Origin of the sequence: Actinomadura latina NBRC 106108, from assembly GCF_001552195.1 — a bacterium.
GTDB classification, from domain to species: Bacteria; Actinomycetota; Actinomycetes; order Streptosporangiales; family Streptosporangiaceae; genus Spirillospora; species Spirillospora latina.
This window is the reverse complement of record NZ_BCQS01000003.1, coordinates 1,048,208-1,074,402: the sequence shown is the minus strand read 5'-3', so window position 1 is coordinate 1,074,402 and position 26,195 is coordinate 1,048,208. Positions and strand designations below refer to the sequence as shown.

Annotated in this window: 23 protein-coding genes; 12 read left to right on the top strand and 11 right to left on the bottom strand. The window is 73.4% G+C overall.

Going from position 1 to position 26,195, the window contains the following annotated elements:
• The 4 genes from AL2_RS05895 to wecB all read right to left on the bottom strand — a co-directional run.
• On the bottom strand, nt 1-903 hold a 903-nt coding region (locus AL2_RS05895; RefSeq protein WP_157438016.1), incomplete at its 3' end, for a DUF222 domain-containing protein.
• Nucleotides 904-1,106: 203 nt separating this feature from the next.
• Nucleotides 1,107-3,221, bottom strand: a complete 2,115-nt coding sequence (locus tag AL2_RS05890; protein WP_245666373.1) for a glycosyltransferase family protein — start codon at nt 3,219-3,221, stop codon at nt 1,107-1,109.
• A gap of 53 nt (nt 3,222-3,274) precedes the next feature.
• Nucleotides 3,275-3,964, bottom strand: a complete 690-nt coding sequence (locus AL2_RS05885) for a hypothetical protein (RefSeq protein WP_067629977.1) — start codon at nt 3,962-3,964, stop codon at nt 3,275-3,277.
• On the bottom strand, nt 3,957-5,057 hold the full coding sequence (gene wecB / locus AL2_RS05880; protein ID WP_067629975.1) for a non-hydrolyzing UDP-N-acetylglucosamine 2-epimerase: 1,101 nt from the start codon (nt 5,055-5,057) through the stop codon (nt 3,957-3,959). The genes AL2_RS05885 and wecB overlap by 8 nt, the downstream gene beginning before the upstream one ends.
• Nucleotides 5,058-5,081: 24 nt before the next feature.
• On the opposite strand from wecB, the gene AL2_RS05875 reads away from it, so the two are divergent.
• From AL2_RS05875 to AL2_RS05865, 3 genes are all read left to right on the top strand, one after another.
• Nucleotides 5,082-6,524: a glycosyltransferase family 4 protein gene (locus tag AL2_RS05875; RefSeq protein ID WP_245666351.1), complete on the top strand. Its 1,443-nt coding sequence runs from the start codon at nt 5,082-5,084 to the stop codon at nt 6,522-6,524.
• 19 nt (nt 6,525-6,543) lie between these two features.
• Nucleotides 6,544-7,806 carry a nucleotide sugar dehydrogenase gene (locus AL2_RS05870; RefSeq protein ID WP_067629973.1) on the top strand — a complete coding sequence of 421 codons (1,263 nt, stop codon included), beginning with the start codon at nt 6,544-6,546 and terminating at the stop codon, nt 7,804-7,806.
• Between the two features lie 123 nt (nt 7,807-7,929).
• On the top strand, nt 7,930-9,051 hold the full coding sequence (locus tag AL2_RS05865) for a glycosyltransferase family 4 protein (protein WP_083945965.1): 1,122 nt from the start codon (nt 7,930-7,932) through the stop codon (nt 9,049-9,051).
• Nucleotides 9,052-9,059: 8 nt separating this feature from the next.
• On the opposite strand, the gene AL2_RS05860 is transcribed toward AL2_RS05865, so the two are convergent.
• Nucleotides 9,060-10,946 (bottom strand): outer membrane protein assembly factor BamB family protein, encoded by a 1,887-nt coding sequence (locus AL2_RS05860; protein WP_067629971.1) that lies wholly within the window; start codon nt 10,944-10,946, stop codon nt 9,060-9,062.
• A 136-nt stretch (nt 10,947-11,082) separates the two neighbouring features.
• Here AL2_RS05860 and AL2_RS05855 point away from each other — a divergent pair, with 136 nt between their 5' ends.
• The 6 genes from AL2_RS05855 to AL2_RS05830 all read left to right on the top strand — a co-directional run bounded on the left by AL2_RS05855 (nt 11,083) and on the right by AL2_RS05830 (nt 17,022).
• Nucleotides 11,083-11,679: an HD domain-containing protein gene (locus AL2_RS05855; protein WP_067629968.1), complete on the top strand. Its 597-nt coding sequence runs from the start codon at nt 11,083-11,085 to the stop codon at nt 11,677-11,679.
• Between the two features lie 32 nt (nt 11,680-11,711).
• On the top strand, nt 11,712-12,209 hold the full coding sequence (locus AL2_RS05850; RefSeq protein WP_067629966.1) for an SRPBCC family protein: 498 nt from the start codon (nt 11,712-11,714) through the stop codon (nt 12,207-12,209).
• A 46-nt stretch (nt 12,210-12,255) separates the two neighbouring features.
• Nucleotides 12,256-12,990, top strand: a complete 735-nt coding sequence (locus AL2_RS05845; protein ID WP_245666349.1) for an acetoacetate decarboxylase family protein — start codon at nt 12,256-12,258, stop codon at nt 12,988-12,990.
• On the top strand, nt 12,987-13,616 hold the full coding sequence (locus tag AL2_RS05840) for an SDR family NAD(P)-dependent oxidoreductase (protein WP_067629960.1): 630 nt from the start codon (nt 12,987-12,989) through the stop codon (nt 13,614-13,616). Before AL2_RS05845 ends, AL2_RS05840 begins: the two co-directional genes overlap by 4 nt.
• 90 nt (nt 13,617-13,706) lie before the next feature.
• Nucleotides 13,707-16,250, top strand: a complete 2,544-nt coding sequence (locus AL2_RS05835) for a HelD family protein (protein WP_083945963.1) — start codon at nt 13,707-13,709, stop codon at nt 16,248-16,250.
• Nucleotides 16,251-16,383: 133 nt separating this feature from the next.
• Entirely contained in the window at nt 16,384-17,022 is a 639-nt protein-coding gene (locus tag AL2_RS05830) for a TetR/AcrR family transcriptional regulator (RefSeq protein ID WP_067629957.1), read from the top strand.
• On the opposite strand, the gene AL2_RS05825 is transcribed toward AL2_RS05830, so the two are convergent.
• The 4 genes from AL2_RS05825 to AL2_RS05810 are packed head-to-tail and all read right to left on the bottom strand — an operon-like array spanning nt 17,019 to nt 20,603.
• Nucleotides 17,019-17,873 (bottom strand): glycosyltransferase family 2 protein, encoded by an 855-nt coding sequence (locus AL2_RS05825; protein WP_067630447.1) that lies wholly within the window; start codon nt 17,871-17,873, stop codon nt 17,019-17,021. The genes AL2_RS05830 and AL2_RS05825 overlap by 4 nt on opposite strands.
• A 23-nt stretch (nt 17,874-17,896) precedes the next feature.
• Nucleotides 17,897-18,757: a CDP-alcohol phosphatidyltransferase family protein gene (locus AL2_RS05820; RefSeq protein WP_083945961.1), complete on the bottom strand. Its 861-nt coding sequence runs from the start codon at nt 18,755-18,757 to the stop codon at nt 17,897-17,899.
• Complete coding sequence (locus AL2_RS05815; RefSeq protein WP_067629954.1) at nt 18,747-19,826, bottom strand: iron-containing alcohol dehydrogenase family protein; 1,080 nt, start codon at nt 19,824-19,826, stop codon at nt 18,747-18,749. The genes AL2_RS05820 and AL2_RS05815 overlap by 11 nt, the downstream gene beginning before the upstream one ends.
• A gap of 45 nt (nt 19,827-19,871) precedes the next feature.
• Entirely contained in the window at nt 19,872-20,603 is a 732-nt protein-coding gene (locus AL2_RS05810) for a phosphocholine cytidylyltransferase family protein (RefSeq protein ID WP_067629951.1), read from the bottom strand.
• Between the two features lie 265 nt (nt 20,604-20,868).
• Here AL2_RS05810 and ispD point away from each other — a divergent pair, with 265 nt between their 5' ends.
• On the top strand, nt 20,869-21,570 hold the full coding sequence (gene ispD, locus AL2_RS05805; RefSeq protein WP_067629948.1) for a 2-C-methyl-D-erythritol 4-phosphate cytidylyltransferase: 702 nt from the start codon (nt 20,869-20,871) through the stop codon (nt 21,568-21,570).
• On the top strand, nt 21,567-22,316 hold the full coding sequence (locus AL2_RS05800; RefSeq protein ID WP_067629946.1) for a glycerophosphodiester phosphodiesterase: 750 nt from the start codon (nt 21,567-21,569) through the stop codon (nt 22,314-22,316). The genes ispD and AL2_RS05800 overlap by 4 nt, the downstream gene beginning before the upstream one ends.
• Nucleotides 22,317-22,319: 3 nt before the next feature.
• Here the strand turns inward: AL2_RS05800 and AL2_RS05795 are convergent, their stop codons facing one another.
• Nucleotides 22,320-23,054 (bottom strand): hypothetical protein, encoded by a 735-nt coding sequence (locus AL2_RS05795; protein ID WP_067629944.1) that lies wholly within the window; start codon nt 23,052-23,054, stop codon nt 22,320-22,322.
• 95 nt (nt 23,055-23,149) lie between these two features.
• Complete coding sequence (locus tag AL2_RS05790) at nt 23,150-24,232, bottom strand: glycosyltransferase family 2 protein (RefSeq protein WP_083945959.1); 1,083 nt, start codon at nt 24,230-24,232, stop codon at nt 23,150-23,152.
• A gap of 239 nt (nt 24,233-24,471) precedes the next feature.
• Between AL2_RS05790 and AL2_RS05785 the strand changes: the two genes are divergently transcribed.
• The gene (locus tag AL2_RS05785; protein WP_067629942.1) at nt 24,472-26,160 is read left to right on the top strand and encodes an LCP family protein; all 1,689 of its coding nucleotides are present in this window, start codon (nt 24,472-24,474) and stop codon (nt 26,158-26,160) included.
• Nucleotides 26,161-26,195 lie beyond the last annotated feature (35 nt).

The following is a 26,195-nucleotide window of genomic DNA, read 5'->3' as shown; positions in this document are numbered from 1 at the left end:
GCGACCGAGGAGGAGCGCTGAGACTCCGGCGGCCAGGGCGATGCGGCGGGCTTGGGCGGCGGGGATCGGGGTGCCGTCGGCCAGTCGGGCTGGGGCCTGGCCGCCGGTGAGGGTGTCCAGGTCGCAGATGACGGTGACGCGGGTGGCGGTGTGCCCGCCCGACAGGACGGCGGTCAATGCGGCGGCGGTGCGTTCGGACGGGTCGCGGCGGTCGTCGGTGCCGGCGGGTTTGGCCAGGGGGGCCAGGGTGCCGTCCCAGATCGCGGCGTCTTCGGCGTTGAGCCAGCCTTTGACGTAGCGGCCGCCGTCCAGGGATCGGGTCGTGTCGATCCAGGAGCGCTCGTAGCCGCGGCGGGTGTCGGTGTCGGGTGCCGCTTCGGTGCCGTCGCGTTCGGCGATGAGGTCGGTGATCCTGTTGCCGAGGGCGGCGACCTTTCCGGCGGAGAAGCCCTGCCCGGCCAGATCGAGGAGGATCTGTTCGGCGGCGGCGCAGTCGGCGTCGTCCAGCCGGGCGACCGCCGCGGCGATGGTGGAGGCATACCCGTAGGACAGGTCGCTTGCGGCGAGCCGACGCGCCACTTCGGGGAGGCGGCGGCTGTGGCGGGCGAGGTGGAGGCGTTCTCTGGCGCGGGCTTCGCGCATGCCCATGCGGGTGCGCAGCCACGCCAGCGTGGACGGCAGGCCCCACCGGCGCACCTCGGCGGACGCGTCGATGCGTCCGATCAGCGCGGCCAGGGCGCTCTCATGCCGATCGGTGGCGCGGGCGAGCGTTTCGGCCTGTGCCATGCAGACGGCCGGGGAGTCGGGCGCCTCGCGCCGGGCGAGTTCGGCCGCGATCGAGGCCGCCGCGTCCACCAGCTCACCGGTGGACATCGACGTGACATCGATTCCGCTCGAACACATAACTCCATGCTATCGAACGAACACGCTCAGAATTGCCCAACCCAGTGAGAATAATCAGACCTTCTGGATAGCTCTGGCCAATGCTACGTCCGCACCGAGCCCCTTCGCCTCAGCCGACGGCAGGGACGCCGGTGTTCTGGCGTTATGGGTTGTGATGCCCGGTTGTGAGACCGAGGGTGGCGAGGCTGGCCGTCGCCTTGGCCTTATCCGGTTAGGAGGTCTGTCCATTGGCGGCATACCTCGGGTAGGGCGTAGGCGGTTTTGAGTTGGGCTTTGGCGACGTCACTGTCTTGTTGCCAGCGGTTCAGGGTGACTGTGGCCGAGATCGAGGCGGCCATTGCCGTTGGGGATTCGTGGATCCAGCGGGGGTCGTAGATGGTTTCGGCGCCGGGCCAGTTGAGGAGGGCCGGGACGGCGCCGGACGCCATTCCTTCAGCCGGGGCCAGGTGGAAGCTCTCGTCGTCGCTAGTGGAGAGGACGAAGCCGATGCGGCGCAGCCAGGAGGCCACGTCGCGGCCGTAGCTGTCGAAGACGACGCCGCCGGAGAGGAGGTGGGAGCGGCGGATGCGGCGGAACACCTTCTCGTAGTGGGCCCGCTCTTCTTCCTTCTGCCAGATCCACCAGTACTCCCAGGGGAGCTTGGATTTGACGAAGAGGGTGAAGCGGGGGTCGTCGCGGCGCAGCTCTTCGAGGACGTCCAGGGCCAGGTCCAGGCGTTTGCGGGACGGGGCTATGCCGATCATCCCCAGGTGGTGTTCGGCGCCGGGGAGTTTGGCGCGGTCCAGTTGGGCGTCGTCCACCCAGTTGGGGATCGTGACGACCTTGGAGGCGGGCCAGCCGGTCACTTCGCGGGTCAGGTCGGTGTAGTGGGGGCTGACGCAGACGACCTGGTCGACCGCATCGATGTCGAGCTGCTTCGGCCAAGCGGCGTAGAGCTCGAAGCGATGGAGGCGGACGACCAGGCGCTGGTCGGTGCGTTTGTGGCTCGCGAACCAGAGGGCGTTCGGGCCGCACCATTCGCAGATGATGACGTCCGCCCAGTCGACCAGGTCTTGGCTGCGTTTCTCGTCGTGGGCCTTGAGGGCTGCCCAGTGGTCTACGCGGATTTCCATGTCGGGGCGGGAGCGCAGGTAGTCGAGCAGGCGGGTGAAGAACTTCAGGTCGTGGCCTGCCACGCCGACGCGGAGGGGACGGCCCTTGACGGCCAGGACACCCGGGGACGGTTCGGGGAAGGTCTGGGAGAGGTGGCTCCGGAGGCGTTCAGCGGCGGCGTCGAGGGTGAAGTCGGCGGCGGCCGTGCGGCAGCGGTCGGCGGCGAGGGTGTAGACGTCCGGGTTCTTGCCGATGAGGGTCAGGGCGTCCAGGACGTCGTCCTCGGTGGCCGCGAAGAGGGGGTAGTCCGCGCCGAGGAGCCGTTCGTGCATGGGTGTGCGGTTGAGGACCACCGGGACGCCGAGAGTGCCGCATTCCAGGACCTTCGTGGACAGTTCCAGGCTCGCGTCCATCGACGGGTCGCGCCACGACAGGCCGACGTCGCAGGACGCGGTCAGCCGCATCGCCTCGGCGCGGGGGTGGCCGCCGTGCCAGACGACGCCCTCGGCCGTTTCCAGCGCGGTGCGCATGCGGGTCGCGAAGCCCGGGTCGGCGGGGTCGTCGTGGACCTTGTCGCCGATCATGTGGAGTTCGGCGTCCACGCCGCGCATGGCGAGCAGGCGCGGGAGGGACGTCATCTCGTAGGTGTTCCAGCGCGGCGCGAACTTGCCCGTGTAGACGAGCCGGAGCGGGCCGTCGGGGGCGCCGGGAGGGCGGGTCTCCAGGTCGGAGAGGACGACCACCGGCGGGAACAGGACGCTCTTGCCCGCGGTGGCGGGGACGGCGCTCTCCAGGAAGCCGCGCAGTTCCTCCGTCTGGCACAGGAGGACGCGGGAGGCGTCCGCGATGCGGCGCAGTTCGCCCTTCGCGGCCACGCTGAACCCGGCGGCCGACTGCGGGACGTCGGTCAGGTACGTCCAGAGGCGTCCGGCCAGGGGGCCCGCGGCGAGCTTGCCCGCGAGGCGGCGGCCCCGGACGACGACCAGGTCGTGCGGGGCCTCGGCGTCGATCCGCGCGAGGATCGCGGCGGCGTGCCGCGGGGCCATGGGCGCGTCGAGGAGTCCCTCGGCGTGCGGGCTGCGGACGGTGACGCCGGGCAGGGCGCGGAGCGGGTCGACGAGCCGGCCGGTCCGGACGGGCGCCTTGAGGACCAGGGTCACCTCGCAGCCGGCGCGCGCGAGGGCCTGGACCATGCCCTGGGCCCAGATCGCCGACCCGTCGATCATGTTGAGGTCGACGTCGCCGTAGACGAGGGCACGTGGTCGCACGGTTGTTCCTTTCAACGGGCCGGTTCGAGAACGTCGGCGAGCCGGCCGGGTGCGGTGGCGCCTCCGGCCAGCACGGCGTCCCAGCGCAGGGACGCGAGGGTCGCGGGCGGCTCCTGTCCCCACAGGACGAGCGGGAGCCTGCGGGCGGCGGCGATCTCGCGGATCTCGTGCAGCGCGAGATCCCGGTCGTACATGCCGGGAACGCCCAGGTACGCCCACGGGCCGCCGGGCTCGCCCGCCGCCGCGTCCACGACGAGCATGTCCACGTCGGCCCTGTCCAGGACGATCGCGGCGTCATGCGGGTACAGCGGGACGACTCTGGTGTGCTCGGCGAGCAGCGCCGCCGTGCGCGGCGCCAGGATCCCGGCGATGATCAACCCCTCGCAGGGGCCCGCGACGAGCAGGCGGTTCTCGGGACGGTCGACGCGGTCGGGCTGGACGCCTCCGCCCGGCGACGAGCCGGAGCCGGACACGGCGGCGTTCCGCTTGCGCCACAGCCGGTACAGGTCCTTCGGCAGCCGCTTGCCGCGCTTCGGGTTGCGCGCCGCCCCGGCGACCAGGCGCCCGAACTGGACGGCCGTCGACATCTCCATCGCGGCGAGCCGCTTCTCCAGCTCCGCGAGCCGCGCCTCGCGCTCCCGCAGCGTCGACTTCAGCCGTCCCAGCTGCTGGTACGCCTTCGCGTCCTTGGCGTCACTCACTCAGGAACTCCATGATCACTTCGGCGATGCGGGGGCCGGCGTGGCCGTCCCACAGGGGTGGTCTCCGGTCGGCCGGCGGCGTGCCCGACTCCAGGGCCTTGCGCGCGGCGGGCACGAGTTCCTCGAACGTGACGAGGCGGTTCGTGCCGTGCGTGATGGTGATCGGCCGCTCGGTGTTGGGACGGACGGTCAGGCACGGCACGCCGAGGATCGTCGTCTCCTCCTGGAGGCCGCCCGAGTCCGTGACCACCGCCGCCGCCCCCCGCACGGCGGCGATGAAGTCGGTGTACCCGAGCGGGTCCAGGATGTGCACGCCGGAGTGGTCGTCCAGCCCGGCGGCCAGGAGGTTCGCGCGGCCGCGCGGGTGCACGGGGATGACCAGGTCGGCGAGGTCGGCGACGCCGTGCAGGTGCCGGACGAGGGCGGACGCGGTCTCGGGCGCGTCCACGTTCGCGGGGCGGTGCATGGTCGCCAGGACGTACCGCTCCGGCAGGCCGTGGGCCTCCCGGACTGCGGCCGTGTCGAAGGAGTCGAGGTTCGCGAGCAGCGTGTCGATCATCGGGTTGCCGACCAGGTGCGTCCGGGACACCGGGACGCCCTCGGCGGCCAGGTGCCCGATCCCCTCCGGGCTCGTGACCAGGCACAGCGCGGACAGCTGGTCGGTGATCCGCCGGTTCACCTCCTCCGGCATGGTCATGTCGAAGCTGCGCAGCCCGGCCTCCACATGGGCGACCGGGATGTGCAGTTTGGCCGCGACGAGGGCGGCGGCGATGGTCGAGTTCACGTCGCCGTACACGATGACCAGCGCGGGTGAACGGCTCGTGAACTCCCCCTCCAGGCCGATCATGAGCGCGGCGGTCTGCTCGGCGTGCCCGCCCGAGCCGACGCCGAGGTTGACGTCGGGCTCGGGAAGCCCCAGCTCGGCGAAGAAGATGTCCGACATCCGGGCGTCGTAGTGCTGACCCGTGTGGATCACCGCCTGCTCGGCGCCTGCGGCGCGCAGGGCGGCGATGACCGGGGCGGCCTTGACGAAGTTCGGCCGCGCCCCGAGGACGTGCACGATGGGTGCCAACACAATTTCCCTTCTGTTCATCGGGGTCGCTTAGCGTCCGGCCCCGTGGTCGACCAATCCGTACTGAAGAAACCCGTCTACCTGGCCGGACTCGCCTGCCGGCAGCTGCGGGACGATCCGGGCCGGGCGTCGCGACTGGCGGTGCGGCTGGTCGCGCGCACCCCGTTCGGTGCCCGGCTGCGGCAGTCGCCGCTGGCCGTCCCGGAGCCCCGGGACGTCCGGCGCGAGACCGAAGACCTGCGTGCCCTCCTTGCGCAGCCCCCAAGCGCCGCGCGGCGCGAGCCCAGGCCCGGCAGCACCGTTCTGCAGTTCGTGACGAACGCGCTGCCGTGCACGAGCGCCGGATACACCGTCCGGACGCACCGGATCGCGCTCGCCCAGCGGGAGACGGGCCTCGACACCCACGTGGTCACCCGGCTCGGCTACCCGCTCAGCCAGGGCGTCGGCGACGCGCGGGCGCGGGTGGACGTCGACGGCGTCCCGTACCACCGGCTGCTGCCCTGGCTGCCGCCGTCCGATCCCGTCAAGGCCGTCGGGAAGGGCGCCGATCTGGCCGGACGGCTGGTCGAGGAACTGCGGCCGGCCGTCCTGCACGCGGTCAGCAACCATCTGAACGCGGCCGTCGCGCTGGAACTGGGACGCCGCCACGGCATCCCCGTCGTCTACGAGGTGCGGGGCTTCCTGGAGGACTCCTGGCTGTCCCGCGACCCCGCCCACCGCGAGACCGACGACTTCTACCGGCTGACCCGCGAGCTCGAAACGCGCCGGATGGCCGAGGCGGACGCCGTCGTCACGCTCGGCGAGGCGATGCGGGCCGAGATCGCGTCCCGCGGCATCCCCGAGGAGAAGATCTTCACGGTCCCGAACGGCGTGGACGAGGCGTTCCTGGAGCCGCTCCCCGGCGCGCGGGACCTGCGCGAGCGACTCGGCATCCCGGGGACCGCGACGGTCGTGGGCCTCACCTCGTCGTTCTACGGCTACGAGGGCATCGACACGCTGATCGACGCCGCCGCCCTGCTCCGCGACCGCGGCGCGCCCGTCACGCTCCTGCTCGTCGGGGACGGCCCGGAGCGGACGCGGCTCGAACGGCGGGCCGCCCGGCACGGGGTTCACGCCGTGTTCACCGGGCGGGTGCCGATGGAGTCCGTTCGCCGATTCCACGCCGTCCTCGATGTGTTCGCGGTTCCGCGCCGGGCGGACCGGGTGTGCCAATTGGTGACGCCTCTCAAGCCGATCGAGGCGATGGCAGGGGGAATCCCCGTCGTAGCCAGTGATGTCAAAGCTCTGCGGGAAATCGTGGAACCGGGCGTGACGGGCGCGTTAACAGTTCCGGAAGACCCGGAAGCATGGGCGAATTGTCTGGAAGATCTGGCTTACGCTCCCGATCAAAGACAGAAAATCGGACGGTCGGCCCGGGAATGGGTCGCGGCGGAACGCACCTGGCGCGCCGTCACCGAGCGATACCGGGCCGCCTACCGACTCACCTAGATCGAAGGGAGCCGGGCGCATGGATCTTGTGGTCATCGGACTCGGCTACGTCGGCCTGCCGCTCGCGCGGGAGGCCTGCCGGGCCGGCCTGCGGGTCGGCGGCCTCGACCGCGACGCGCGCGTGGTCGCCGGCCTCAAGGCGGGCCTGTCGCACATCGACGACGTCTCGCCCGCCGAGATCGAGGAGATGCTGGAGGCCGGGTTCGCCCCGAGCCTGCACGAGGACGTCCTGGACGGCGCCCGCACCGTGGTCATCTGCGTGCCGACGCCGCTGTCGCCGGAGGGCGGCCCCGACCTCACCGCCGTGCGCGGCGCGGCGGAGGCGGTCGCGCGGCACCTGGAGCCGGGGACGCTGGTGGTGCTGGAGTCGACCACCTACCCGGGCACGACCGAGGAGGTCGTCCGGCCGATCCTGGAGACGTCCGGCCTGGTCGCGGGCGAGGAGTTCCACCTGGCGTTCTCGCCGGAGCGGATCGACCCGGGCAACCCGGTCTACGGGGTGCGCAACACCCCGAAGATCGTCGGCGGGCTGGGCCCGGCGTGCGCGTCGGCGGCGTCGGCGTTCTACGGCAAGTTCGTCGACCGGGTCGTGCAGGCCAGGGGCACCCGCGAGGCCGAGATGGCGAAGCTGCTGGAGAACACCTACCGGCACGTCAACATCGCGCTGGTCAACGAGATGGCGGTGTTCTGCAACGAGCTGGGCATCGACCTGTGGGACGCGATCGACTGCGCGGCCACGAAGCCGTTCGGGTTCCAGGCGTTCCGGCCGGGGCCGGGCGTCGGCGGGCACTGCATCCCGATCGACCCGAACTACCTGTCGTACAAGGTCAGGTCGCTGGGCTACCCGTTCCGGTTCGTGGAGCTGGCCCAGGAGATCAACGACCGGATGCCCCGGTACGTCGCGGAACGCGCCCAGCAGCTGCTCAACCGGGAGGGACGCGCGCTGAAGGGCGCCCGGGTCGTGCTGCTCGGCGTCACCTACAAGGCCGACATCGCCGACCAGCGCGAGTCGCCGGCCCGCCCGGTGGCGCGGCGGCTGGCCCGGCTGGGCGCCGACCTGGCGTTCCACGACCCGTTCGTCGCGTCCTGGGACGTCGACGGCGCGCCGGTCCCGCACGCGGGCGACGACCTGGCCGCCGCGCTCCGGGAGGCCGACCTGGCGATCGTGCTGGCCGACCACGCCGCCTACGACGCCGGGACGCTGACGCGGCACGCGCGGCTGCTGTTCGACACCCGCGGCCGGACGCGCGACTCCCAGCTGGACACCGTGGAACTCCTCTAGCAGAGGGGGACGAGTCGCCCGGCAGCGTCCATGTCGAGGACGGCGGGAATTCATCGGCAATTTCCCTCAGCCGCCGAGAATCGGACGTAGATGATGATTCCAGCGCGTTACGGAGTGAGTGTGATGCGGGTCTGTGTTTGCACGGTGGTGCACCATCCCGAGGACGCACGCATTCTGCACCGGCAGATTCGCGCGCTGCTCGACGCCGGCCACGAGGTCACATATATCGCCCCATTCCGGGCATGCAATGCGACCCCGTGGCGGCAGATCAGCCCGGTGGACGTCCCGCGGGCCACGGGGCGGCACCGGCTCCGGGCCCTGCGCGCCGCCCACCGGGCGCTCACCGAGCACGCCCGGTACGCGGACGTGGTCCTGCTGCACGACCCCGAGCTGCTGGTGTCCCTCCCCCGCGAGGTCCGGGAGCGGACGGTCGTGTGGGACGTCCACGAGGACACCGCCGCCGCGCTGTCCGCCAAGGACTGGCTGCCCGCCCCGGCGCGGCCCGTGCTGCGCCCGGCCGTGCACCGTCTGGAGCGGCGCAGCGAGCGGCGGCACCGGCTGCTGCTCGCCGAGGAGGGCTACCGGGCCCGGTTCCGCGGGGACCACCCGGTCGTGCCCAACACCACCTACGTCTCCGACCGGCCGCCCGGCCCGCCGGACGGCCGGCGCGCCGTCTACGTCGGGCAGCTGTCCCGGGCGCGCGGCGCCCTCGACATGATCGAGATGGCCCGCCCGCTGGCCGCCGAGGGCATCCTGGTGGAGCTGATCGGCGCGGCCGACGCCGACGTCCGGGACGCGCTGCGGAGCGCCCAGCGGGAGGGGCTCGTGCGCTGGTACGGGTTCGTCCCGAACGACCGGGCGCTGCGGATCGCCGAGGGCGCGATGGCCGGGCTGGCACTGCTGCACGACGAGCCGAACTACCGGCACTCGATGCCGACGAAGGTCGTCGAGTACATGGCGCACGGCATCCCGGTGATCACCACGCCGAACCCGGCGGCGGTCGGCATCGTCGAACCGGCCGGCTGCGGGCTGGTCGTCCCGTTCGGCGACCCGCAGGCCGCCGCGAAGGCCGTCCTGGGGCTGCGGAACGACCCGGCCCTCCGCACGGAGCTGGGCAAGCGCGGCTACGAGGCGGCCCGCGCGCGGTTCCACTGGCCCGTCCACGCCGCGCGCTTCGTCGCGCAACTGGAGGCCTGGGCGGACCGCTCCACCGAGGCGGTCGCCGAGCCCGTCCCCGAGTTCTGACCCGCCGGTCAGGTGGGGTGGTGCAGCCGGAACGCGACCGACCGGGCGATGCGCGCGGCGGCGCCCGGCGGGCGGTTCGCCTCCACCACCACGACGTACCGGGCGACGCGCAGCGCGATCATCCCGGCGGTCGGGCCGATCTCGTACGCCTCGTCCCCGCCGATGTCGCGGCGCCGCCGCGCCTGCGCCTGCGTGGCCTGCAGGGCGTCCAGCATCCGGGAGGCGGCCTCGTCCGTCTCGGCCACCCAGCGGACGCTCACGGTGAGGCCCCGCACGGCCGGATCGGTGTCCTCGGACGCGCGCACGGACGGCTTCGGCGACCCTGACGTGCTCGGCTTCGGGCTCTTCTCGTCGTCCGCGTCGTCCCCGGACTCCCGCTTGGCGCGTTTGCCGCGTTCGTCGCGTTCGTCGCGCGGCTCGTAGGTGCAGGACACCGGGCGCGGCAGCCGGACCGGCCCCGCCGACGCGCGGCTCGGCGCGGCCGTGTAGCCGTCCATCCGCGCCGTGACGAGGTCGGTCCTGGTGAGCAGCGAGCACGCGTCCGGCCAGTCCGCCACGGGCACCCCGCCGAGTTCGGCCGGGCCGGTGCCGGTGCGCCCGCCGCGCAGGGCGAGCAGCCGCGCCGCACCGTCCGGGCGGGGCGCCGCCTGCGGGACGGACACGTACAGCAGCCCGCCCGCCGCCGCGAGCCACGGCCGCGCGCCCGGCAGGTCCGGGTCCATCGAGAACGGCGCGGGCGCGGTGGTGGCGCTGCCGTCGCCGGGCTCGACGATGTCGACGCCGGCCGGCAGCAGCCCCTCCGACAGCCGCGGGCGCAGCGCGAAGACGTGCCCGCCGGCCTGCGCGAGCGCCGCGTACGCGGGGACGTCGCGGCCCCAGTCGACCCGCCCGGACGCCACGTCCACCGCCTCCATGCGGGCGCCGCCGGACCCGTCCGGGTGGTAGACGACCACGAGCCGCCCCGGCGTCAGCACCCCCGGGCACATCAGGTCGCCGCACACCCCGTCGCCCTTCCAGACGCCGAACTGGCCGCCGTCCGCGCCGAACGCGCGCAGCGCCGTCCCGTCCGAGGCGAGCGTCACCCCGTCCAGCATCGAGACCTCGGGCGACTCCTTGGAGCCGAGCCGCTCGTCCCAGCGGACGGTGCCCTTCGCCGGGTCGACGGCCAGCAGCCGGCTGCGGCGCCGCCCCGCCTCCTCCCGGCAGTCCAGGCCGAACGCGGCGAGGTCCTCCCGGCCGTCGGACGGGTGCGCGCCGCCCTCGAACAGCCGGCAGCCGCGCGGCAGCGCCAGCCGCCACACCCGGCTGCCCGTCACCGCGGAGACGCCGAACAGCGTGCGGTGCCGCTCGTCGGTGGTGAGGACAATGTCCGATCCGGCGGGCCAGCGCAGCGTCGTCCGGGACACCGCCGCGGGACGCTCGCCCTCCCGCCGCCACAGCAGCCCGCCCGAGAGCGCGTCGAAGGCGACGAGCGCCCGGTCGCGCCGGTCGCCGTTCCGCTCGAAGTAGGCGACCAGCCGGGACCGCGTGGACGTCCAGCCGAGCAGCGTCCACCCGGAGCGGCGGTAGCTCCAGCGGTCGCCGCCGGTCCGCGCGTCCCGCACCTCCAGCCCGTGGCCGGAGGCGGTCACGACCTGCCCCTGCGCGACCTGGTAGGCGACGCCGTCGTAGCCGCCGGCGGCGCCGTGCTGCATCCGGGTCGTCTTCTCCCAGCTCACCGCGAGCGGGCCCGGGGGCGGCCCGACCTCGCGCTGCGGCGTGACGGGCTCGCCGGTCACGGTGTGCCGCACCTGCCACCATTCGGCGCGCAGGACGTACGTGTCGACGAGCACGACGCACAGCGCCACGGCGACCGCGGCGGAGACCAGCCCGAGCACGACGCGGACCCTGCCCACGGACTCCGGTCGGCCACCAGGCCGCTGCCGGCTCCCGACCACTACCGCGCCGCCTCCTCCCGCTGATTACTGTGTCTGGGACGACACCCACCATGCCGTGTGAGAGGCGCCGGGCGCGACAGAACGGAGTCGAACCGTGGAGGTCTTCACCCGCTGGCACTCCTGGGACACGGTCCGTGCGGACATCGCCGCGTCCGGTGCGCCGGTCGACGTGGACGCGCTGGGCGCGGCCGTCGCCGCCGCGCGGCAGTGGCACGGCGATCAGAAGCGTCCCACGGGCGCACCCTACGTCGAGCATCTGCTGGAGGCCCTCGAAGTCCTGGTGCGCGGGGCCGGGGTGACCACACCGGCCGTGCTGACCGCCGCGATCCTGCACGACGTCGTCGAGGACACCCCCGCGACCCTGGCGGACGTGGAGGCCGAGTTCGGCGCGGAGGTCGCCGAACTGGTCGACTGGGTCACCAAGCCGCCCGCAGCCGGCGCCGGACGCCAGGCCAAGCGCGCCGCCAAGGCCGCCTACCTGCGCCGCCTCGGTGACGCCCCGGCCGAGGCCGTCCAGGTGAAGCTCGCCGACCGCGTGAGCAACGTCCAGACCCTCGGCGACATGCCCCCGGACTTCCAGCGCCGCTACTACGCCGAGACCCTCACCTACATCGTCCCGCTGACCGCGCCCCACCCCTGGTTCAGGGCCTGGTACGCGTCCTGGCGGACGGAGTACGCCCACCTGCTATGACCGGACGGTCACGGGGGTGGGATGATCGGTGCATGGAGCGGGAGTGGGTGGTCGAGGAGAGCGTCGCCGTCGCGGCGGAGCCCGGCGAGGTGTACGCGGCCGTCGCCGATCTGCGGCGGATGGGCGAGTGGAGCCCCGAGGTGTTCGCCATCTGGGTGCGCGGGCGGACGATCGGGCCGGACACGAGGTTCGTCGGGTTCAACCGCATCGGGTGGCGTGTGTGGTTCACCACGTGCCAGGTGACCGCGGCGGTGCCCGGCACGGCGTTCGCGTTCCGGGTGTCGAGCTTCGGGGTACCGGTGGCGTTGTGGGGGTACCGCGTCGAGGACGTCTCGGACGGCCCGTCCGCGCCCCGGACGCGGCTCACCGAGTACTGGGAGGACCTGCGCCGCGACGGCCGGGGCGCGAAGTTCGTCTCGGTGCTCGGCAAGGTCTTCACCGGCGTCCCGGCGGAGCGGCGCGCGGCCGTGAACCGCGCGGGCATGCGCGCCACCCTCGACCGGATCCGGACGGCCGCCGAGAAGCGGTAGGCCCCGGTTCTTGGCAGCAAAACGAGAACCTGTTCTACTAAGCGGTGTGACAAGCACCGTGCAAGCGCATGCGATCCAGGGCGAGCGGGTCACCCTTCCGGTGCGGATCCGCGACGCCGCCGTGGCGTCGGCGATGTTCGCCGTGCCCGCCCGCGCCGCCCAGGCCGTCATCGCCTACTCCGGGCTGGACGTCGCCGAGCCGCTGCCCGGCCGGGCGGTCTGCTCGCTGGCCTTCGTCCGGTACGCGGACGGAGACCTCGGGCCCTACCACGAGTTCGCCGTCGCGTTCCTGGTGCGCCCGCCCGGCCCCGCGCCCGCCGGGATGCGCGGACGGCTGCGCGGCGTCGGGGCGTTCATCCACTGGCTGCCGGTCAACCAGGAGTTCACGCTGGAGGCCGGGCGGACGATCTGGGGGTTCCCCAAGGAGATCGCCGACATCCCCATGGACCTGGCCGGGCGCGTCAAGCGGTGCGCGGTGCGGCTCGGCGGGAGGACGGCGATCGAGATCGCGGTGAAGCCGGGCGTGCCGATGCCGGGGAGCACCGCCGCGCCGAAGGTCGACGCCTACTCCTGCATGGACGGCGTCACGCGCCGGACGCCGTGGACGCTGACGCCGTCCGACGTGCGGACGCGTCCGGGCGGGGCGAAGGTCGTCCTGGGCGACCACCCGGTGGCCGAGGAACTGCGGGGACTGGGGCTGGATCGCGCGCGGGCGCTGAGCAGCAGCACGGTCGGGCATCTGCGGATGGTCTTCGACGGCGCCGAGGAGGTGCGCCGGTGAAGCGGACGGCGCTGGTCACGGGCGCGGCGGGCGGGCTCGGCGCGGCGGCCGCGCGGCGGCTCGCGGCGGCGGCCTGGGACGTCGTCGCGGTGGACGTCGACGAGGCGGGCCTGGCGGAGACCGCGCTGCGATCGCCCAACATGCACGTGCGGACCTGCGACGTCACCGACCCCAAGGCCGTCGTGGACGTCCTGGCGGTGATCGGTCCCGTGCACCGGGTCGTGCACGCCGCCGTGATCGCGCCGGCCGCGCCCGTGCTCGAGCAACCGCCCGCCGAAGTGAAACAGGTTCTCAGCACGGACGTGTACGGCACCATGCACGTCGTACGCGCCACGCTGCCCGGCATGCTGGAGCGCGGCGCCGGCGAGCTGATCCTCTGCGCCCCGCCGCCGGAGCCCGGCGCGACGACCGCCGCGTCCGGGGCCGTCGCCGCGTACGCCGAGGCCCTGTTCACGGAGCACGGCGGGCGCGGGGTGACGATCCGGTGCGTCCACCTGGACGATGAGACCCCGGCGCGCCTCGTCCTCGACGCGGTGGACCGCTCGCTCGCCCGCCCGCCCGGCGACCTGCACGTCCGCCCCCGGCGCGGACGCCGCCCGCTCGCCCGGACGGCCGCCCCGCGCTGAACCGGGGCCGACCGATTAAGCTGTCTCCTTCGCCCCTCCGGGGGGCCGGGGGACGTCCCCGGCGCGACACACGTCCGAGGAGCAGCCTGCATGTCGTCCCAGGTCACCGGGCGGCCGACCGGTCCCGGCGGCACGGTGAAGGATCAAGAGATCGCCGCCGAGCAGCGCTACGTCGACATCGCCTACGCCCGGCTGGAGGAGATGCGCGCCGACGCGCAGGCCATGATCCGCGAGGGCTTCCGGCAGTCGCTCGCCGGCACCAAGGCCTCGCTCGTGGACCGCGACGCCATGGTCCACCAGGCGTCGCTGCGCGCCCAGGCCCTCGACATCGCCGACGACGGCCTGGTCTTCGGCCGGCTCGACCTGCTGCCCGGTGAACAGGCGGCGGGTGAACAGGCGGCCGCGGAGGTCCGCTACATCGGGCGCATCGGCGTGCGCACCAGCGAGCACGACTCGCTCGTGATCGACTGGCGGGCGCCCGCCGCCGAGGACTTCTACCGCGCCACCCCCGAGGACCCGCGCGGCGTCGTCCGCCGCCGCGTCCTGCACTCGCGCGGGCACACCGTCGTCGACCTGGAGGACGACCTCCTCGACCCGGACGCGGCCGACGGCATGACGATCGTCGGCGACGGCGCGTTCCTCGCCTCGCTCGCCCGCACCCGCGAGGGCGCGATGCGCGACATCGTCGCGACGATCCAGCGGGAGCAGGACGAGGTGATCCGCGCCCCCGCCGACGGGACCGTCCTGGTGCGCGGCGCCCCCGGCACCGGCAAGACCGCCGTCGCGCTGCACCGCGTCGCCTACCTGCTGTTCCGGCACCGGCGCCGGTTCGGGTCGCGCGGCGTCCTCGTGATCGGCCCGAACCGGCGGTTCACCGCCTACATCGAGCGGGTGCTGCCGTCCCTCGGCGAGGGTTCGGCGACGCTGCGCTCGCTCGGCGACCTCGTCGACGGGGTCACGGCGACCGTCCACGACCCGCCGCGGCTCGCCCGCGTCAAGGGCGCGGACGCGATGGTGCACGTGCTGCGCCGCGCCGTCGCCGACCACGCGCCGGGCGCCCCCGACGAGCTGCGCGTCGTGTTCAAGGGCGTCGTCGTCACGCTCGACCGGAACCGCCTCGACCGGATCCGGAACGACCTCCACCGGCGCAGCCGCGGCAGCGTGAACGCGGCGCGCGGGCGGGCCGCCGAGATGCTCCTGGACGCACTCTGGGGCCGCTTCAACGACGTCGGCGGACCCGAGGCGGCCGAGGCCGAGGAGAGCGCCGAAGCGGGCCTGTGGAACGCGATCCTGGCCGCCGACGGCCTCGCCTCCCTCGACGACGAGCCCGCCCGCGGCCGGCAGAACGGCGACCCCAAGCGCGCGCAGTTCGACGCCCGCGTCCGCGAGCAGCGCGCGTTCACCGACTTCCTCGTCGCGTGGTGGCCGATCCGCCGCCCCCTGGACGTCCTGCGCTCGCTCGGCGCCCCGGCCCGCCTCCGCCGCGCCGCCGGCCGCGACGTCGACCGCGCCGACATCGACCCGCTCGCCGCGTCCTGGGCCGGCGGCGCCCCGCTCAGCTACCAGGACGTCGCGCTCCTGGACGAGCTCGACGCGCTGCTCGGCTCGCCGCCCCGCCCGTCCCGGCGCCGGAAGGCCCCGTCCGAGGAGGACCCGTTCGTCGTGGACGGCGTCAACATCCTCACCGGCGAGGAGGTCGTGGACGAGACGTGGGAGCCGGAGATGCAGGAGCTGACCACGTCCATGGAGCGCCTCGAACGCTCCCGCCGCGTGGACGACGGCGTGATCGAGGAGCGCCCCGAGTACGCGCACATCGTCGTGGACGAGGCGCAGGACCTCTCCCCCATGCAATGGCGCATGCTCGGCCGCCGCGGCCGGCAGGCCAGCTGGACCATCGTCGAGGACCCGGCCCAGAGCGCCTGGGAGGACCTCGGCGCCGCCCGCCGGGCCATGGAGACCGCCCTCGGCGGCGAGAGGCCGTCCCGTGGCCGCCGCCGCGCCCGCAAGCCGGCGCCTCGGATGCGGCACGAGTACGAACTCACGACGAACTACCGCAACTCCACCGAGATCGCCGCCGTTTCGGCCCGCGTCCTCGCCCGCGCCCTTCCCGAAGCCCGTCCGGCCCGCGCCGTCCGCACGTCGGGAATCGACCCGATCGTCCGCGTAGTCCCCGAGCCTGACCTGGCCGCCGCCGCCCGCCAGGCGACCGAACGGCTCCTGGACCAGGTCGAGGGCACCATCGGCGTCATCGTCCCCATGGCCTCGGACGAGTCCCGGCCATCGCCCACACCGCTTCCGCCACCGCCCGCCACCACCCAGACCTCCCTCTTCGACGACCCCACCAGCACGACCGGCACGACCGGCACGACCACGGCGGACGGCGGGAGTGCGGCGTGGACGGCGGCCGACCGGGAGAGGCTCGGGGAGGGACTGCCGGAGCGCGTCCAGGTTCTGGACGTGCTGGAGGCCAAGGGGCTGGAGTTCGACGCGGCCGTGATCGTGGCGCCGGAGACCGTCGCCGCGCAGTCGCCGCGCGGGATGCGCGTCCTCTACGTGGCGGTGTCCCGTGCGACGCAGCGGCTGACCGTGCTCACCGCCGATCCCGAATGGCGCGACACGCTGCTGACCGGCTGAGTCACGCCCATCGCCGATCTGCCCTGCCCGCGACACCGCCGCCCGGCTGCGGGAGGCGGCGCGCGAGGGATAAATGCCCGTCCGCGCGGGTTAGGCTGACGATGCCCCCTTTCGCCCGGGTGAACGGAGATCGATGAGCGGCCGGAACCCCGCGCCCAGACGCAGCTACGGCGGCCGGTCGGCGGAGGAGCGCCGCGCCGAGCGGCGGGAGCGGCTGCTCGCCGCCGGGCTCGAACTGTTCGGGACGCGCGGCTACGCGGCGACGTCCATCGAGCGGCTGTGCGCGACGGCGAGCGTGTCGACCCGCAACTTCTACGAGGAGTTCACCGGCCGCGAGGAGCTCCTCACCGCACTGCACAGCAGCATCAACGAGCGCGCGGCGCAGGCCCTCGCCGCCGCCTACGCCGAGGCCGCGGACGCCGACCTCGGTACCCGCGTCGAGGGCGCCGTCCGCGCGTTCGTGACCGTCACGGCGAGCGACCCGCGCTGGGCCCGCATCGCGTTCGTCGAGGTCATCGGCGTCAGCGCCGACCTGGAGCAGCACCGCTTCCGCTGGCGCGGCCGGTGGGAGGACTCGCTGACCACGATGGCCCGGGAGGCGGCCCGGCGCGGCGAGGCCGTCGACCGCGACTACCGCCTCACCATGATCGCCGTCATCGGGGCGGTCAACAACCTCGTCCACTACTGGTCCGCCCGCGACCAGGACATCCCGCTCGACGACATCATCGCCGAACTCACCCACCTGATCCTGGCGGCGGTGCGGACCCCCTAGATGATGGGCGGACGCCCCGTCCGGGTCATCCGCCAGGCGGTGCGGTAGGAGATCGGGCGGCGCGGCCCGGCGGGCTTGCGCCAGCCCTCCAGGAAGCCCCTGAACCACGGTTTGAGGGCGCTCGGCTTGCGCTCGCGGACGACGGTCATGCCGACCCACACGGCGAGGTAGGTGAGCGCCAGCGGCCACGGGAGGTTGCGGCGGGCCAGCCAGACGCGGTTGCGCGCGTTGTAGCGGTAGAACATGTCGTGCCGCGTCGGCAGGACGGCCGGGTGGAACATCACCGCGGACGCGTCGTAGACGATGCGGTACCCGGCGTTGAGGATCTGCCAGGCGAGGTCGGTCTCCTCGTGGGCGTAGAAGAAGTCCTCGGGGAGGCCGCCGCCGGCGTCGAACGCGGCGCGGCGGATCGCGCAGGCGCCGCCGAGGAACGTCGTGACGGGGGACGAGCGCTCCGGGTCGCCCGCGCGCAGCCGGGGGACGTGCCGGCGCTCGCCGCGCCCGCCCTCCGGGTCGCGGACGCGGAACGAGACGACGCCGAGGTCGGGTTCGGCGGAGAACCGGTCGCGCAGGTGGGCGCCGAGGCGGGGGGAGCGGTACCAGCCGTCGTCGTCCAGGAAGAGGATCACGTCGCCGCAGGACGCCTCCACGCCCCGGTTCCGTCCGCCCGGGATGCCCAGGTTCGTGGGGAGGCTGAGCGTCTTCACGCGCTCGTCGTCGAACGGCGCGGCGTCCGCGCGGCCGCCGACGGGGTCGGCGCCGTTGCCGACGAGGACGACCTCGACGTCCACGTGCTCCTGCTCCAGGGCGCTGCGGACGGCGCGGGCCAGCTCCTCCGGCCGGTTGCCCATGGTCAGGACGACGACGCTCAGTTTCACTTCAGTCTCCGGGAGGCCAGGATGCTGACCAGGTGAAGCAGTGTCTGCAGGACGGCGACGGCGGCCACCGCGACCATGAGGACGCGGACCGCGACCGGCGTGCCGAACCCGGAGACGGAGTCGATCACGGCCGCCGCGAGGATGAGCAGCGACAGCTCGACGGCCCCGATGATCCGGTGGAAGCGCAGCATGGACGCCGCCTGCCGGGCCAGCGCGATGCGGGTCGAGCGGGGCCGCAGCGCCCGGTCGCCGCCGGACGGGTCGGCGGTCAGCCCCGACTTGGCGCGGGCGACCACGACGTTGTCGGTCTCGGCCTTGATCAGCGCGGCGCCGAGCGCGGCGACGAGGCCGAGTTCCCCCCAGCCGCCGTTCTGCCAGCCGCCCTGGGCCATGAACCCGAGCCCGACGAGCAGCGAGATCTCGGACAGGTAGTGGCCGATGCGGTCGAGGAACACCCCGGCCACCGACGTCTGCCGCAGGTAGCGGGCGACCTCGCCGTCCACGCAGTCGAGCAGCAGGTAGACCTGGACGAGGACGGCGCCGCCGAGCGCCGTCCACAGCGGGTCGGCGGGCAGCGACACGACCAGGCCGGCGACGACGCCGCTCGCCATCATCAGGTAGGTGAGCTGGTTCGGGCTGAACCCGAGGCGCAGCGCGATCCACCCGAAGTACGGGGACAGGTCCCGCATGTAGAGGCGGCCCGCCCAGTGCTCCTCGTTGCGCCGGTCCTTCAGGCCGGGCGGCTGCCCGTAGCGGCGGACGTCGGCGACCTTCGCGCCCTTGCGGTGCGGCCGCTGGTCGCCGCCGGGGTCGTCCCCGGACGGTTCCGCGGAGTGCCCGGGGAGCTCAGCCTCCATGGGCCTGGACATACTCTTCCACCGCCTCGCGAGTCTCGCCCTTGTCGAGATTGAGGTATTCCAAGATGGTGTAGCGGCCGGGCCGGGTCCTCGGCGCGAACAGCACGGCCTCGGTGAACTGCTCGGCGCTCAGCCCGATGTCGCCGGGCAGGCGGGGCAGCTCGTGCCGGCCGAGGCAGGCGAGGATCTCGCGCAGCCGCTCCTCCCCCTCCGCGGAGCCGAGCCGGGTGGCGCGCAGGTGGTAGCAGAACGCCGTGCCGATCCCCGCGAGCTCGCCGTGGTTGGCCGTGTCCGGGTAGAGCTGGTCGATGGCGTGCAGGATCTCGTGGTCGCCGCCGCTGGCCGGACGGGAGTCGCCGGCGAACGCCATCGACATCCCGGACAGCACGAGGCTCTCGGCGAGGACGGTGAGGAACCGGTCCGACTCGATCGTGCCGGGCAGGTGCAGCAGCGCCTCGGCGGCGGTGCGCGACACGGTGAGCGCCATCCGGTCGACCCGCTCGCCGCACTGCTCGGCGGCGAGCAGCCAGTCGTCCACGGCGGAGAAGTTGCTCAGCACGTCGCCGATGCCGGCCCGGATGAGCCGTTTCGGCGCGGCGTGCACGTAGTCCAGGTCGACGATCATCGCGAGCGGCATCACGACGCCGAACGAGCCCTTGCCGCCGTCGTGCACGAGCGAGGCGACCGGGGAGCAGATCCCGTCGTGGGACAGGTTCGTCGCGACCGACACCATCGGGATGCCCGACAGCGTCGCCGCGTACTTGGTGGCGTCGATCGTCCGGCCGCCGCCGATCCCGATGACGGCCTCGTACGATCCGGCGCGCAGCTTGGACCCCAGCGCGACGGCCGCGTCCACGGTCCCGCCCTCGACCTGGAACACGTCGCAGGACGTCAGGGACGGCCGGACCTGCTCGGCGATCTGGTCGCCCTGGCCGGGGCCGACCGCGATCGCCACCCGTCCCTCGGTGGCGATCCGCCTGTCGGCGAGCAGTTCGCCGAGGGCGGCGACGGCGCCGCGCCGCACGTCGATGGAGAGCGGCGCGTTCAGCATCCGCGTCAGCAGGGGCATGTGCCTCCTCGCTCGGTTGAGCGCCTGGATCCGGCGGACGGCGGGTCAGTAGCCCTTGGCGATGCGCCGGGCCTTCTCCAGGTCGTCGTGGTTGTCGACCTCGACCCAGTCGACCTCGCCGATCGGCGCGACGCCGATCCGGCCGCCGCGGTTCACGAGCTCCTGGTAGCCGTCCTCGTAGTAGAGGTCGGGGTCGCGCTCCCAGGTGGCCTTGAGGGCGTCGGCCAGCGGCTCGGCCGCGGCGGGCTCGATCAGGGTGGCGCCGATGTACTCGCCGCCCGCGGTCGACGGGTCCATCAGCTTGGTGATGGTCTTCAGGTGGCCCTCGCCGTCGAGGATGACCTTCATCTCCTCGTCGGCCAGAGTTTTCACATCGTCCACGGCCAGGAGGATGTCCGGCCCGCGGCTGGCCAGTAGCGTCTTCTCGACGCCCACCGGATGGACCGTGTCGCCGTTGACCATGAGGACGCCCTTGGAGAAGTGCTCCCTGGCGAGCCACATGGAGTAGGCGTTGTTCCACTCCTCGGCCTTGTCGTTGTGAACCAGCGTGATGCTCACGCCGTACCGCTCTTCGAGGGCGGCCTGGCGGTCCTCGACGGCGCCGGCCTGGTAGCCGACGACGATGACGACGTCGGTCAGCCCGACCTCGGCGAGGTTGCGGAGGGCGATGTCCAGGATGGTGGTCTCGCCGTCCACGGGGACCAGGGCCTTGGGGAGGGTGTCGGTGTAGGGCCGCAGCCTCCGGCCCGCACCCGCCGCCAGCACCATGCCGATCATGCTTCCTCTTTCCTCAGGTCGAACGTGATCCGTGCCCGCAACGTAGGCGGTCGGCGCGGCACACGCGAACGAGCCGGGCCCTCGGCGGGGCGGACGGTGCCGTCGTGGTGGCGCGGTGCCTGCACCGCTTGCGCGGACCCCGGCACGGCGAGGTAACCATACTCGATCCCGCGCGATCGGGCGGTGCGAGCCGGTTCGTCCGCTCCCCGCCGGGAGCCTTCCGGTACGTTGAGCGTGGCCGGGATGCCGGGAGGACTGGGGTGACATGGCGGCGCGGACGGTTGCGGTGGTGCTCGCCGGCGGGGTCGGCGCGCGCATGGGCTCGGGACGCCCCAAGCAGCTCCTGGAGGTCGGCGGCCGGCCCATCCTGGCGCACGCGATCGGCGCGTTCGACGCGCACCCCGGCATCGACGAGGTCGTGGTCGTGATGGCGGCCGGGCACCTGCGGGACGCCGCCGCGATCGCCGCGCCGTTCCGCAAGACGGCCGCCGTGATCGAGGGCGGCGACACCCGCACCGCGTCGACGGTCGCGGCGCTCCGGGTCCTGGACGGACGGCCCGACGACGTCCGCGTCCTGTTCCACGACGCGGCCCGCCCGTTCGTGGACGGCCCCGTCATCGACCGCGTGCTGGCCGCGCTGGACGACCACGACGCCGTCGCCGTGGGCGTCCCGTCGCCCGACACGATCGTCGTGGTGGCGGACGGCGTGGTCGCCTCGATGCCGCCGCGCGAGACGCTGAACCGGTTCCAGACCCCGCAGGGATTCCGGCTCGGCACGATCCGCGCGGCCTACGAGCTGGCGCTCGCCGACCCGGCCCTGCGCGCCACCGACGACTGCGGAATCGTCCACCGCTACCTGCCGGACGTCCCCATCCGCGTCGTCGCGGGCAGCGAGCGCAACCTCAAGGTCACCCAGCCCCTCGACGCCGTCGTCGCCGAACATCTCGCATCCGGGGGGAACCCTTGATCTTCGAGAGCACGCCCGCGGTCATCGGGCATCGCGGGTACGGGTCGGGCGATCTCACGCCGCCGGGCGCCGCCGCTCCCGTCTCCGAGAACACGCTGCCGTCGCTGCTCGCCGCCGCCGACGCGGGCTTGTCCTGGGTCGAGATCGACGTGACGCGCACCGCCGACGACCACCTCGTCCTGCGGCACGACCCGACGACGGTGGACGGCGACCACCTGGTCGACCTGCCCGCCACGGCCAGCGGCCTCCCGCTGCTCACCGAGATCTTCGACGCGCTGCCGGCGGACATGGCGGTGGACGTGGACGTCAAGACCGTCCTCGAGGACGCGCTGGACGAGCCGGCCCGCCGCACGGGCCCGCTGCTCGTCCCGGTGCTGAGGCGGGAGGCGAAGCGGCGCCGGCTGCTCGTCACGTCGTTCGACCCGTCGCTGCTGGTGTTCCTGCGCGGCGAGCTGCCGGGCGTCCCGCTGGGGCTGCTGACGTGGCTGCGGTTCCCGCTGTGGCACGCCGTCCCGGCCGCCGCCGGGCTCGGCCTGGACGCCGTCGCCGTGCACACCGGGTCGTGCGGCATCGACCACCCCGACACGCGGCTGCGTCCGCTGGAGCACTGCGTGGACGTCGCGCACAAGGCGGGCCTGGAGACGATCGCCTGGTGCCCGTCGGCGGAGGCGGCCCCGACCTACGCCGAGGCGGGGTTCGACGCGATGGTCGTCAACGACGTCCCCGGCGTCCTCGCGGCCGTCTGACCCTCACCGGTTCCCGCCGTACATGCGCGTCCACTCGCCGGGCTCGTCATCGTCGCTGTCGATGGACGGCTCCGGCTTCTTCTCCGCGGCGGGCGCCGGCATGGGCGACGCCGGCGGAAGCGGCGGCGGGTTGGACGAGGCCGGCTGAGCGGGCGGCGCGCCGTACTGCGGCGCACCCTGCCACGGCGGGCTCTGCGCCGGCTGCTGCGGCGCGCCCATCGGAGCCTGCGCGCCGTGCATGGGCGGCGGGCCCATCGGCGCGGGCGGCGGCCCGGCGAAGCGCGGCGCGGCCCCGGCCGCGGCGCGGGCCTTCCACCGCGACGGCGCCAGCGACGCCACGACGAGCATCACGCCGAGCAGGAAGAGGACGGCCGTGGAGCCGAGCGTCACGTACCCGAGTTCCAGGTCGCGCGGAAACGTGTCCCGGGCGGGATGGGTGACCGCCCAGCGGGGAGAGGCGAACCACACGACGCCGAGGGCCGCGTAGACCACGCCCGGGATGAGCGACGCCAGCGGTGACAGCCGGCTGCCCGCCACGAGGCCGAGCAGGACGGCCGCCACGGCGAAGAGCACGGCGCCGATCCAGAGATTCCTGCCGTGGTAGTCCTGGAACCTCCCGAAGCTGAGGGTCATGACCAGGCGCAGCTTGCTCGTCCCGTACATGAGACACACGGCGATGACCGGCGTCACGACGAGGCCGATCACCACGCCGAGGCCGTGACGTGCTCCGTTGGACATGGCCACCTCCGAGCAGCGGGCAAGATCCCGCTCAACCTAACGCTGAGACGCGCGGGAGCGCACGCCGGTTCGACGGTGGATATGCCTTCTGCCCGCTACTGGACGGACTCGCCGGGTTTCACCGGCGTCGGCTGGCCGAGCCGCGGCGGGCTCGTCAGGAAGCCGAAGCCCCAGGTCAGGTGCATGGTGGCGAACACCAGCGGGAGACGCGCCCAGGCCGCGAGCGGCAGCCCGCGCCCCTCCACGGCGGCGCCGAGGACCATCGCGGCCGCGTATCCGCCGGGCAGGAGCCAGCCCGGCCAGAACCCGAACAGCCCGGCGACCGCGCCCGCCGCGATCGCGACCACGGCGATCGGCGGCGCCAGATAGCGCAGGTTCAGCGTGCCCTGGTGCTCGCGCCCGACGACGCGCCGCCAGCGTCCGGTGTGGAAGTACTGCTTGGCGAGGGCCCGCAGGTTCGGACGGGGCCGGTAGGTGACCCGCATGCGCGGGGTGAAGAAGATCCGGCCGCCGGTCTCCCGGATGCGGTGGTTCATCTCCCAGTCCTGGGCGCGGACGAACGTCTCGTCGTAGCCGCCGACCCGCTCCAGCGCGCTGCGGCGGAACGTCCCGAGGTAGACGGTCTCGACCTCGCCCGCCTCGCCGCCGGTGTGGAACCGGGCGTTGCCGACGCCGAGCTTGGACGTCATCGCGCGCGCCACGGCCTTCTCGAACGGGGTGACGCCCTCGGCCGCCATGATCCCGCCCACGTTGTCGGCGCCGGTGTCCTCCATGGTCTCGACGGCCGCCCGGACGTAGTCGGCGGGCAGCAGCGAGTGCCCGTCCACCCGGACGATGATCGAGTACTGCGACGCCTTGATCGCGATGTTGAGTCCCTGCGGGGTGCGCCCGGTCGGGTTGGCGACGACGAGGACGCGCGGGTCCTCGGCGGCCAGCTTCCGGGCGATCTCCTCGGTACGGTCGCGGGACGGCCCGATCGCGAGCACGAGCTCCAGCTCGCCGGGGTACTCCTGGCTCAGGATGCCGCGCACGGCGTCGGCGAGGTGGCGCTGCTCGTTGAGGACGGGCATCACCACCGACACCGCGGGCCAGGTGCGCTCACCGGACTCGGGACGGGTCTTCACGGCGTACTGGGTTTCCTGGTTCGTGGCGCGATGGGCACGGGGAGACGAATTCATGTGGGCTCGCGGACGCACGTCGACCGGGACAACCGGAGGCGGGCGCCCTTCCTCTCTTGCTCGCTTGCCTGACGCGGCCCACGCCACCCAGGTTCGCGTGCGGGCCGCCGGGGTGTGGTCAAGACGGCGCCACGTTACTGCAAGGACACGAGGGCCAGGTAGCGAACGGACGGGTGTCCCCCACTTTAGAGTGGTGGGGACGCACGGCGGAACGTGATCTTCGGGAGGCGGCGGCCGGCATGGCAGACGGGCACGACTCGGGTCGCGGCGAGGGCCGCGGTGAGGGCCGCTCGGCGGAGCCGGACCCGCTGGAGCGCTACTTCCGGCCGCGTCCGGGCGCGCAGCCGGCGCCGGGCGGCGACAGCGACGGCGACGCCGGCATCGACGGCGTGACGATCGACGGGATGCCCGCGCCGCGGGTGACGGTGGACGGCCCGCGCGGCCCGCGCCGTCCCGGCCGGCAGCTGAGCCCGCGCGCGGCGATGAGCGCGCGGCGGCAGAAGCGCTTCCTCACCCTGACCGGGACGATGTCGGCGTTCGTGCTGCTGACCTCGGGCGGCGCGTGGGCGTTCCAGAACTACGTCACCGGCGCGATCGACAAGGTCTCGGTGAACGGGCTCGGCAAGGGCGGGGACGCGCCGAAGGGCGCGATGACGATCCTCGTCGCGGGCGTCGACCGGCGCGAGGGGCTGACGAAGGCGCAGCAGAAGGCGGCGAAGCTCGGCCACGACGCCGGGGAGCGCTCCGACACGATGCTGCTGGTGCACGTGTCCCGCGACCACGACAGCGTGTCGGTGGTGAGCCTGCCGCGCGACTCCTACGTCACGATCCCGCCGCACAGGTCGAACGGCTCGGAGGGCGCGAAGGGGGCGCGCGTCGCGGCCCGTCCGGGCAAGCTGACCTGGGCGTACCAGTTCGGCGGGCCCGACCTCACCGTCAGCACCGTCAAGCAGGCCACCGGCGTGTCGATCGACCACTACGTCGAGGTGAACTTCTACGGCTTCGTGCACATGGTGGACGCGCTCGGCGGCGTGGAAGTGTGCACCGAGCAGGCGGTCGACGACCCGAAGAGCGGCCTCCGGCTGCCCGCCGGCAAGTCGCGCGTGGACGGCCTGAAGGCCCTCGCCTTCGCGCGGGCCCGCTACACGCTGACCGGCGGCAGCGACCTCGGCCGCATCGACCGGCAGCAGCAGTTCATGGCCGCGATGATGAAACAGGCGCTGTCGACGAAGACGCTGGGCGACCCGGTGAAGTCGACGAAGTTCCTGAACGCCGCGCTGAAGTCGCTGCGCGTCGACTCGAAGCTGGCCGACAGCCTGCCGAAGCTCGCCGACCAGATGAAGGGCCTGTCGACCGACGACCTGACGTTCGCGAACGTGCCGCTGTCCAACCCGGACTACAACGCCGTCCTGTGGAACGCGCCGACGCCGCAGTCGACCGTCCAGTGGGACCGGGGGAAGGCGCAGGACCTGTTCACCCGGATCAGGCGCGACCAGCCGCTGGCCCCGCACACCGCGAAGCCGAGCGCCTCGCCGACGCAGAAGCCCGAGGACGAGCTGACCGTGCCGCCGCAGGACGTCTCCGTCCGCGTCCTGAACGCGATCGGCACCAAGGGCCTCGCGACGAGGGCGGGCAGCCAGCTGCGGAACCTCGGCTTCAAGGTGACCGTCGCGCCGGGCGTGGCGCGGCGCGGGCTGCAGACCACCCAGATCCAGTACGGCCCCGGCCGGGAGGACTCCGCCAAGACGCTGGCCGCCGCGATTCCCGGCGCCAAGCTGAAGAAGGTGCCGTCCCTGGGCTCGCGCGTCCAGGTCATGGTGGGCGCCAACTGGGACGGCGTGAAGAAGGTGAAGGTGGCCCCGAGCGCGTCGCCGTCCTCGTCCCCCGCGATCAAGACGGGCACGGCCACGTCGAAGCTCTGCGCCTGAGCACCGCTAGAATAACGTTCTAGTGGACGTGGGAG